The sequence below is a fragment of the uncultured Paraglaciecola sp. genome (assembly GCF_913020055.1).
GTDB lineage: Bacteria > Pseudomonadota > Gammaproteobacteria > Enterobacterales > Alteromonadaceae > Paraglaciecola.
The window spans coordinates 1-9,343 of record NZ_CAJWCF010000136.1; the positions used below are offsets into that span (position 1 = coordinate 1).

The 9,343-nt window shown below is 38.6% G+C and carries 8 protein-coding genes and 2 pseudogenes; all 10 read right to left on the reverse strand.

All coding sequences use genetic code 11. The annotated features are described in order from the left end of the window. Positions 1-205 (reverse strand): annotated as a pseudogene (locus tag QZ488_RS19955) (acylneuraminate cytidylyltransferase family protein); the annotation flags it as partial. Position 206: 1 nt separating this feature from the next. Continuing rightward, positions 207-1,262, reverse strand: coding sequence for a nucleotidyltransferase family protein (locus QZ488_RS19960; protein ID WP_293752048.1), 1,056 nt, complete (start codon positions 1,260-1,262; stop codon positions 207-209). Then, positions 1,259-1,915 (reverse strand): acetyltransferase, encoded by a 657-nt coding sequence (locus QZ488_RS19965; RefSeq protein WP_293752050.1) that lies wholly within the window; start codon positions 1,913-1,915, stop codon positions 1,259-1,261. Before QZ488_RS19965 ends, QZ488_RS19960 begins: the two co-directional genes overlap by 4 nt. Next, positions 1,908-2,981 carry an N-acetylneuraminate synthase gene (neuB, locus tag QZ488_RS19970; RefSeq protein ID WP_293752052.1) on the reverse strand — a complete coding sequence of 358 codons (1,074 nt, stop codon included), beginning with the start codon at positions 2,979-2,981 and terminating at the stop codon, positions 1,908-1,910. Before neuB ends, QZ488_RS19965 begins: the two co-directional genes overlap by 8 nt. A 1-nt stretch (position 2,982) precedes the next feature. Then, positions 2,983-4,164: a UDP-N-acetylglucosamine 2-epimerase gene (gene neuC / locus QZ488_RS19975; RefSeq protein ID WP_293752054.1), complete on the reverse strand. Its 1,182-nt coding sequence runs from the start codon at positions 4,162-4,164 to the stop codon at positions 2,983-2,985. A 22-nt stretch (positions 4,165-4,186) separates the two neighbouring features. Further along, entirely contained in the window at positions 4,187-5,335 is a 1,149-nt protein-coding gene (locus tag QZ488_RS19980; RefSeq protein WP_293752056.1) for a LegC family aminotransferase, read from the reverse strand. Positions 5,336-5,352: 17 nt separating this feature from the next. After that, positions 5,353-6,543, reverse strand: coding sequence for a UDP-N-acetylglucosamine 4,6-dehydratase (locus tag QZ488_RS19985; RefSeq protein WP_293752058.1), 1,191 nt, complete (start codon positions 6,541-6,543; stop codon positions 5,353-5,355). A gap of 48 nt (positions 6,544-6,591) precedes the next feature. Next, entirely contained in the window at positions 6,592-7,551 is a 960-nt protein-coding gene (locus QZ488_RS19990) for a Wzz/FepE/Etk N-terminal domain-containing protein (protein WP_293752060.1), read from the reverse strand. 113 nt (positions 7,552-7,664) lie between these two features. Beyond that, positions 7,665-7,877 (reverse strand): annotated as a pseudogene (locus tag QZ488_RS19995) (adenylyl-sulfate kinase); the annotation flags it as partial. 185 nt (positions 7,878-8,062) lie between these two features. Then, positions 8,063-9,343: SLBB domain-containing protein (locus QZ488_RS20000; protein WP_293752062.1), on the reverse strand; the 1,281-nt coding region annotated here is incomplete at its 5' end.

Sequence of the window (9,343 nt, forward strand, 5' to 3'; positions counted from 1 at the left end):
CAGCCCCTAGAGACCTTGAAATTTCAGCTATCTCTTCAGAATCAGTTGACACAACAACTGTATCAATTTCAGTAGTACTCAACCCTTGCTCAATAGTCCAACCAATAAGTGGTTTACCATTTAACATTTTGATATTTTTTCTAGGGAGACCTTTACTCCCCCCACGAGCGGGGATAATTGCCAAAACTCTTTTATTATTTATCATTCTAAAAACCTAGTGCTTGGAAATCTATTTGCGCCCGATTGAAATCATCCATACGCCCAACATCTAACCAATACTCATGCACAGGAAATTTTAACACGTCTCTTCCTAGCGCAATATAACGCTCCAGAAGAGTAGGCATATCTATTTCTTCATTTTCACTTACACTCTTTAGCATTTGTTGACTAACCACATAGATACCTGCATTAATATGAAATCGCTGAGTAGGTTTTTCGACCATACTTATGATTTTATGCCCATCCCCCTCAATGACACCATATGGTACTTGGTATTCGTACTCACGCACGCACATAGTAGCGGCAGGGTCATATTCATTATGGAACTCCAACATTTTTGTAAAGTCAATAGATGTTAATACGTCACCATTCATTAAAATAATTGGCAAATCTGGTAAGTCATCAGGTAATAAACCTAGCGCCCCACCGGTACCTAGAGGCTTTTCTTCATGAACATAAGTTATTGTCACACCGTACTTACTGCCATCTGAAAAATAATCATGTATCACTGAGGGTAAATAGTGTGTTGATATATAAAAATTATGGAAACCCGCTTTTTTAAAATTTAAAATCAGAGTTTCTAACATAGGCTTATCACCTACTTTTAACATAGGTTTTGGGCAATCATCAGTAAGCGGACGTAAACGGGTGCCAAACCCTCCTGCCATTATGAATACGGGATTATCATAAGCTACTGGCATTAAACTTTCGCGCAGGGTTTGCAAACCAACGACACCCCCATCTTCATCTAGAAGTGGAATTGAAAGTATGTCTAATCTCTCCATTAATTTGAGCAAATCATCTTTCGAACTAGAAGCGGATGCCACCTTAGGCTTGCTATTCATTACTTCAGTAACAGGCGCTTCCAGTGACAAGCCTAGTAATATTCCTCGCCTCACATCACCATCTGTAATCACACCCAATAACTTTTTCTCGCTATTAACAACAAGCCCAACCCTTAATGCTTCTCTATCAATAATTTGCATAGCATTTCGAATTGTACTCTCTTGCTGGATTAATATATTTTGCCAACGTTGACTCATGTAAATTTTCCATTAAACTTTTTAATAATAACTTTACAAGGATAAACTATATTATTTTCTTCAATATTTTTTGTTAAGTAAGCACCTGCACCTACAACAGAGTTCTCAGCAATTTTTACTGACTGAATTACAACCGCCCCGGGGCCTATGTGCACTTTTTCAGCAGTGACAACTTCACCACAGATCACTGCACCAGGCGCAATATGATTGTGCATACCAATTGTACAGTCATGCTCGATTGATACAGCTGTATTTATTATGCTATTTGCACCTACTATAGTTCCTGGTTGTATCACAGCACTGGGCATTACTTGAACCCCTTCACCCAATTCTGCATATTGGCTAACAATTGCATGAGGTGATACTAAAGTCAGAAAAGTATATCCCAATTTCTTAAAGCGTTTAAAAACATCAATCCTCAGCAGAGAATTGCCAGGTAGAGATCCAATTCCATTTATCAGCACAACCTCCTTGCAGTCGTAAGATAAAACTGCATCATCTTTAAGCTGATGTTTAATTCCTTGCAGTACTTTTCGTGTCTCATCAATTTCTGGGCTGATAATTGCAGCAATAGGATACTTTAACTGTTTTAGCATCTCGACTAAAACAGAAGCGTGTCCGCCCCCCCCAATAACCAAAACTGGCTTAGACAATTATTATATCTCCTTCACTAAAATTCTGAACTGCTTTAGCCCCTAACGTCTCCCAATAGTGAAAAGGACTTATACCTACTCCTGGTCTTTTCATGGTTAGATTATCTATATTAAAAACATCTCCAGCCATTATAGGAGTCATTGCTACCAAGCTTTTACGAGCGACATCTTTATTCTTTATTTCTGAAGGCTTTGGTACTTTTATACCATCACCCAATGCACTTTCTACACAACGAATAGACTCGACCATTTTTTTCAACTCATCAGGTTCCAATGAAGCTTTATGATCAGGACCTTCCATGCTTTGATCTAGCGTGAAATGTTTTTCAATCATAATGGCTCCTCGCGCCACTGCCGCAATAGGAACAGTGATACCTTCACTATGATCTGAATAACCTGCTGGCAAATTAAAAGCACTGGACAATGTATCCATCGCTTTGAGATTAATTTCATTCATTGGCGCGGGGTATTCTGTAGTGCAGTGTAATAATGTTACTTTCTCTCGTAAGGCTCTCTGCCCCTCCTCCGAAGCATAAGCCTGTTCAAATAACGCAATACTTGGGTGAATTTCTTTATCTGAAATATAGCCAAATGCTATAACACCCAACACAGCTTCGACTTCAGACAAGGTTGCCATTCCGGTTGATACAATCAGATCACAACCAGTTCTTGCGTGGTCTAGGACTAAAGGAGCATTTGTTATATCACCTGATGGAATTTTAAGACGAGTAAGCCCTAAGTCATTAACTAGGAACTCTAAGCTTTCAAAATCAAATGCCGTCGAAAGAAACTCTATACCCAGTTTTTCGCAATGCGCTACCAACTGATAGTGCGCCTCAAAACTTAGTTCTAATCGGCTAAGCATTGCTAATTGTGACTCTTTTCTTTGTGTGTTAGTTACTTGATAATCAGCCTGAGCAGCATTAGTAGTTACTAATTTTTTTGCTTTAAAAGTTTGGAATTTAACGATATCTGCACCTGCCTGGTAAGCAGCATCTACAAGCTCTAAAGCGAGTTTAACATCTCCGTTATGGTTCACGCCCGCTTCGGCTATAATCACTGTCATATTACTCACCTACCTTAAAATCATTACTGTGGTTTAAATTATAAAAGACTTTATTTGGCGTAAACTTCATTGACTTGATCATATCGATAACCTGCTGGCTTGTGTCCCCTTGACCATATGGATTTTGTATTATTTCATCAAGCTGCTTGTAACTTCGATCAATCGCTACCTTCACAGTTTTTTGAATATCAACATGATTTGGCTCACAATCCAGTACACTTTTTGCTGACAGGCGTCCTTTTTGTCGCATACCTATATTAACTGTAGGCACATCAAACGCAGGAGCCTCAATAATACCACTTGATGAGTTACCAATCACTGCAGCAGCATACTTAACCGCACTTAAGTAACGTATTTGACCTAATGATGAAATAGAAAGAACTCGTTTAGGTTGTTTGGCGGCATAATTATTAAGCATAGGAATAATACGCCGCCCTCCATCATCTGCATTGGGAAAAGTCAGAATAACTTGATATTCTGGGAAGGCATCAAGTGCAATCAACAATTCTTGAAAACTGGTTTCTGGCACTTCATCTGCCAATGTAACGGGATGATAAGTAACCACGAAAAAAGGAGAATTCAGCTTAAAATCGAGAGATAGTGACAGTTCAGACAGCGACATAAAGCTACCACGTTTAAAGTGATCTAAACCAATCGCTCCCACATTTCTAACTCGCTCTGGCGATTCACCCAATTGAATCACACGCTGGCGGTATTCTTCCGTTGATGTAGCATGCAAATAACTAAGCTTGGTAATGGCATGACGAATGGCATCATCATACGCACCTTCGGTGATTTCCCCACCATGCAGATGAATTACGGGTATGCGCAAGATCATTGCGGTTTGTGCAGCAGCCAAAGCTTCAAAGCGATCCCCCAAAATGACCAGCACATCAGGTGACAAACGGGACAGCGCATCAGCAAAGCCTAGTACACCCAACCCAATACTTTTGGCTGTTCCAACGGTAGAATCCGATGAGAGCAAGATTTCAATTTTCTCATCAATGAAGAAACCATCTTTTTCAATTTCAGTAAAGGTGCAGCCAAACTCTGGTGACAGATGCATACCAGAAACAAGTAACTGCAACACTAGCTCAGGATCATTTTGTATATCCTTTAAAAGCCAATATAGCAGGCCGTACTCAGCTCGTGCGCCAGTAAAAACTGCGATTTTATTGTTCATAAATTTTGCCACATGATAATGCTCATTTAGACAAATCGACCGGTGAACTAGGTAGATTAACCAGATTAGTTTCCAGCCACTTTGATACGCTCAAGTCTCCACGTGGCGCTTTTTCAAACATAGGCAAACGATGCATTAGCTTCCATACAGGCCTAGTCATTACGTTCTGAGTATTGGTTTCTTTTATCAACACCTCACGTGTCTCACTATCCGGGCAAATGACTGAATTTAACCAATAGTTGGACTGTGCGTATTGAGGCTGTGAAACAAATGTAAATTCTGAACCTTGAAAAAACTCCCGATACTGTTGAGCTAATGCTCTCTTTTGCTTTAGAAAGCTTGGTAACATTTCCATTTGGGCACAACCCAATGCTGCATTTAAGTTAGGCAGTCTATAATTGAAACCAGCTTCATCGTGAAAAAACTCATATGGGTGTGATATTTTTGCTGTTGTAGTAACATGTTTAGCATGCTTACCATCCCGCTCATTACGACAAAGCACCATACCACCACCACCCGTAGTAATAATTTTATTGCCATTAAAACTTACAGCCCCAAACTCACCTAAAGTACCTGTATGCTTCCCTTTATAAAAAGAACCTAAGCTTTCCGCAGCATCTTCTACCAACATAAGCTGCCATTTCATACAAACATCAAGCAACTCATCCAATTCTACCGGGTGACCAAAGGTATGCATTGGTACAACTGCACGAATACGTTGGTTAGTACCTTTATGGTAACAACCGTCTTCACGCAATTCCGCATGTTCAGCCAAGTACTCTTCTGTAGCTTTAGGGCAAAGACCTAGACTGATTTTAGATACATCGACAAAAATGGGTTCAGCCCCCATGTGATATAGTGCATTACAGGTTGCTACGAACGTCAATGCCTGAGTAATAACCAAGTCACCACGTTCAACTCCTGCCATATACAAAGCAGTATGAAGTGCCGCAGTACCATTTACAGTTGCGACGGCTTTGGATGTTTCAGTATATTTTTCAATTTTATGTTCAAAATCATCAACAAACTTCCCAACACTAGACACAAAGGTGCTGTTAATCGTCTGCGAAACATAATCAAGTTCATTACCAACAAAAGTTGGAGCATGAAGAGGAATAAACTCCTTTGTCTGATAAATATCACGAACAAATTCTACTATCTTTTTATTCATAATCTCCCACTTAGCCTTTACATTTTACTATCAAGATACTTTCCGGTCTCTTTATGGCCAAAATCCGGAATCATCTTAAAAAACAATGTGACTATCTGCTCTTTCGACCAAGATTTTTCTTGTTTCATTTTACCAATATCATCTTCAAACACGGTTAACAAGTTTTGCTCATACAAGGCTTCATTTTTAATTACACCTAGATTTTCAAAACGATTCAAATCCAACACTTCATTTTCTGTAAAGAATTCTTCAAAATCTTTTTCTCCAGTAGTGTCACTAGAAGTAAACAAACACGGCCACTGCCCTTGAGCAGGTAAAGTTTTCACCAACTCTCGAGCCTCATCTTCATCTTTACATAAATAAGGTTCATAACCTTGCCCCTTAAGATACTTTACTGCAATATCAGCAAAAGAAATCAGATGTAGAGCTTCACTCAATTTAGGGAAAAAAACATCTCGGTTTTCACCAAAGATACAAGACAATAAACAAAGCTCTCCCGACTCCTGAGGTGTCACGAAATATCGTTTAATATCGTTTGGGGCTACTATAGGCTGGTTTTTTTGAATGCGTTGATTAAAACCATGTAGCAATGACCCATCAGAAAATGCAACATTTGCAAAGCGTGCTGTAGAAATAGCAATTTCTTTACTCCGCTTCATTAAAAACATTTCCATTATACGCTTTGAGGCCCCCATCATATTTACTGGATTTGCAGCTTTGTCAGTCGAAACACAGAAGTATTTTTTTACATTATTATCTATCGATTGCTGAATGGTTTTATCTGTATTAAAAATATTAACATCTATCATTCTCATAAGCGTAAAGGGGTCTTTTTCACTACGGACATGCTTCAGCGCCGATAAATTAAGAACATAATCATATTGCCCGTCTGCTTTAATAAAAGCATCATATTCAACAGAACCTATGTCTAAAGCAAAGGTTTGAAAGTCTCCTTCTATATAACCAAATGAGCTTCTAATATCACGAACTAGCTCCACCATGTTGTTTTCGCTAATATCCACAATATGCAAAGCCTTTGGTTTGCGTTTAAATATTTCTTTTGTAACAGCTTGACCAATTGAACCAGCAGCACCTAACACCAAAAAGCGAGACGTACTAATTAGATGAACTAATTGCTTGCTAAGGAAATCAATGTCATTCGAAAAAAGCGCTTGATCTCGACCAATAAGAGACAAAATTGAATTCATTATTCCTCCAAATAAATTATCAGTATTTTTAAAAATTATTGGTTAGATTTATTTTATAAAAAATCTAACCAATACAACCACCATCGAAAATACCAGACCAAATATAAGTCCCAAAACAACGATCAAGGCTCGTTTCGGTTTAGATTTTTGTTCGGCGATTTTAGAAGGGCTCAAGGTTTTGAAAACATATTCACTACTTATTTCAGCCAGCATCAATGTTTTAGTTTGTTCCTCAATAAGCTGATAGAAAATAGTTCTCATCTCAGAGATATTAGTTTTATTGATTTGTTCTTTAAGGTATTCAATGCTATTCAGTGCTTCAACCCTATCCTGTAATTGCATATGCTGGTTAATTGCTATTATTAGCAGATCAACCCATTTTTTTGCAACAAATGGAGAGTAGTGTTCAACACTTAAAGTTATAAGCCCTGTATTCAAATTCTGACTAATGTTGATTCTATCTTTAATATGCCCAAATAATTCCCAGCTTGTTGGACCTAATACACCTGCCTCCCCCCCTCCGCCTAGTACCCATTTAGTATTTTCTTCATCATAAAGTGTTTTATCTATAAGTAACTTATTATTAGTTTTACTCCAACCTTTGGTAGCAAAAACCTCCACTTCAAGTTGATTATTTTTGATGAATGTTTCTAGAAAACCCCACGTTTTAATTAGCGCAATCGCTATAGTGGTTTTATTACCACCACTTGCTCCACCTAAATTAACTCCTGCCAGAGATGCTAAGCCTCCAAATCGCCCTGCTAGGTTTGACAATGAAGACGAACTTGAAGTAGAAGCTGGTGATAGAATTGCTGTTGATTTGTATTCATTAGGAATAAGGAGTGCGTAGAAAACCGAGCCCAGAACAAAGACAAGCGTGACACCCAAAATTAAAAGTTTTCCTTTCCAGATTGCATTGGCAAGTTCTCGCAAGTCTATTGCGTCATCTTGAGAATGAGTTTGAGATTGAACAGAGGTTTGCAATTGTGGTATTTGAGTTTTTGACACGTTTCAGCTCATAGTATTCATTAATATTATAAATAAAGTTTAATATTTTAAGTAAATAATTTTAGGTCATAAATGACTGTAATATTATATATCCATGCAACACTTATACACTCCTAGGAGATACTCAACACGCTATTAGTTTTTGAAAGCTTACAATCGTGGAAAGAGAAAGAAATGCAGTCAAGGCAAGCAAGCATCAACATACAAGTTTGAAACCTGCCAACCCGGCGTATATTTTCCACTCGATTAGCGCCAGAGAAACCAAGTTCTTTATATAAACCATGACGTACATTATCGCCGCCTAATAAGTATTCATGATAGCCATTACCAAAAAGGCACTCTGCCTAAGCATCATTAGCTACCATTGATTTACCTTATCTAGTCAAACCTGTATGCCAGATTAAACAAGGCTTTTGATTTTTATATTTCGAACGGAGCCTGTTTCGTAATTTGCTGTTCATGCAAGACCCAAGCTATTCATTTATTACAACGTCATATACTTCAACAATAATTACAAACTACTCACAGCAGCAGCACCCAGAGCAATCTGATAAAGAATTTGGCTCATATCACGCCAAAGAACAATCTGGTCAAGTCTATCCGCATCCAACGGTACAACAACAGTGTCACCTGGAGCTATTTGGGTACCTTTACTAGCAAACCAGCTTGAACTTTCAGGCATTTTAACTGCACCATTTGCTTTGATAATATAAATACGGTCTTCATCAGCTTTATCAGTCGTACCTCCACTACGATTAATGTAGTCCCAGTAGCCTAGCTCTGTTTCGAATACTTGGGAGATGGGTAACTGCACTTCTCCTATAATCGTAACTGAGTTCTTTATAGTTGGAACAACTAAAGCATCTCCCGCTTGCAGAGATATAGAGTGAGTTGATTTCTCGTCCAATATTTTTTGCAAGTCGATAACTAATCGGCCGATAGCGGCGGTACTTTTTAGTTGCGATAGTAATTTTTGCGCTTCGGCCACATCAGCCGAACCTTTAACGTCACTATTCTGGTTTGCTGCTAACAACTCTGCTTTGGCAATATCTTCAGCTAAGCGGTCTTGCATTTGTTTAAGTTGCTGGGCTTGTTGTTTTTTAAGGTCTACACGAGTAAACAAGGCTCCAGGTGCGTAAGCATGCTCCGTTAAGCCTCCTGCACGTCCCAATAGTGCGGCCAATGTATCATTTTTATAAATAGGGTATACACCAGGAAACTTAACTTCACCACTTAAAGTCACCTGTTTCGACTCTGCCCAATCTGGAATAGTTTTAATTTGCAGTACATCTCGAGACTTAAGCGTGAAATTTAATGAATCCTTTTGAGACAGGTTTAAATCTACACGATATTGCTTTCGTTCTTGTTGCTTGTCAAATTCGGTCCGACTCAACTCTGCCCGCAACTGAAATGCTTTTTCACTTAACCCGCCCGCCGCACGAATCAAACCTTCTACTTGCATATTTTCTACTAGAGGATAAGTGCCAGGGTAACGAACATTACCACCCACCGTCACTTCTTGTGAAGCTTGTAAAACATCAGCATGAACACGGAGTTCATTAATTAAGCCTTCAATTGTTTGATTTCGATTTGAACCAAACAATTCAAATAAAATCAGTTCATCCTGCTCCATTAACGGAAGGTCTTTATCTGAGCCGGGGTGTTCAATTACCTCAGAAAGTGAAAACGAGATAACTTTTAGCTCACCACTTGGAGATAAATAACGTTTTATTAAGGCATACTCTAAGTCTGTATTTGGACTTAGACCTACAGCATCAATAATATTGGAGAT

Excerpts from the sequence above, each read along its gene's own strand:
- QZ488_RS19960 (WP_293752048.1), bottom strand. The coding sequence starts at position 1,262 with ATGAGTCAACGTTGGCAAAATATATTAATCCAGCAAGAGAGTACAATT.
- neuB (WP_293752052.1), bottom strand. The coding sequence starts at position 2,981 with ATGACAGTGATTATAGCCGAAGCGGGCGTGAACCATAACGGAGATGTT.
- neuC (WP_293752054.1), bottom strand. The coding sequence starts at position 4,164 with ATGAACAATAAAATCGCAGTTTTTACTGGCGCACGAGCTGAGTACGGC.
- QZ488_RS19980 (WP_293752056.1), bottom strand. The coding sequence starts at position 5,335 with ATGAATAAAAAGATAGTAGAATTTGTTCGTGATATTTATCAGACAAAG.
- QZ488_RS19985 (WP_293752058.1), bottom strand. The coding sequence starts at position 6,543 with ATGAATTCAATTTTGTCTCTTATTGGTCGAGATCAAGCGCTTTTTTCG.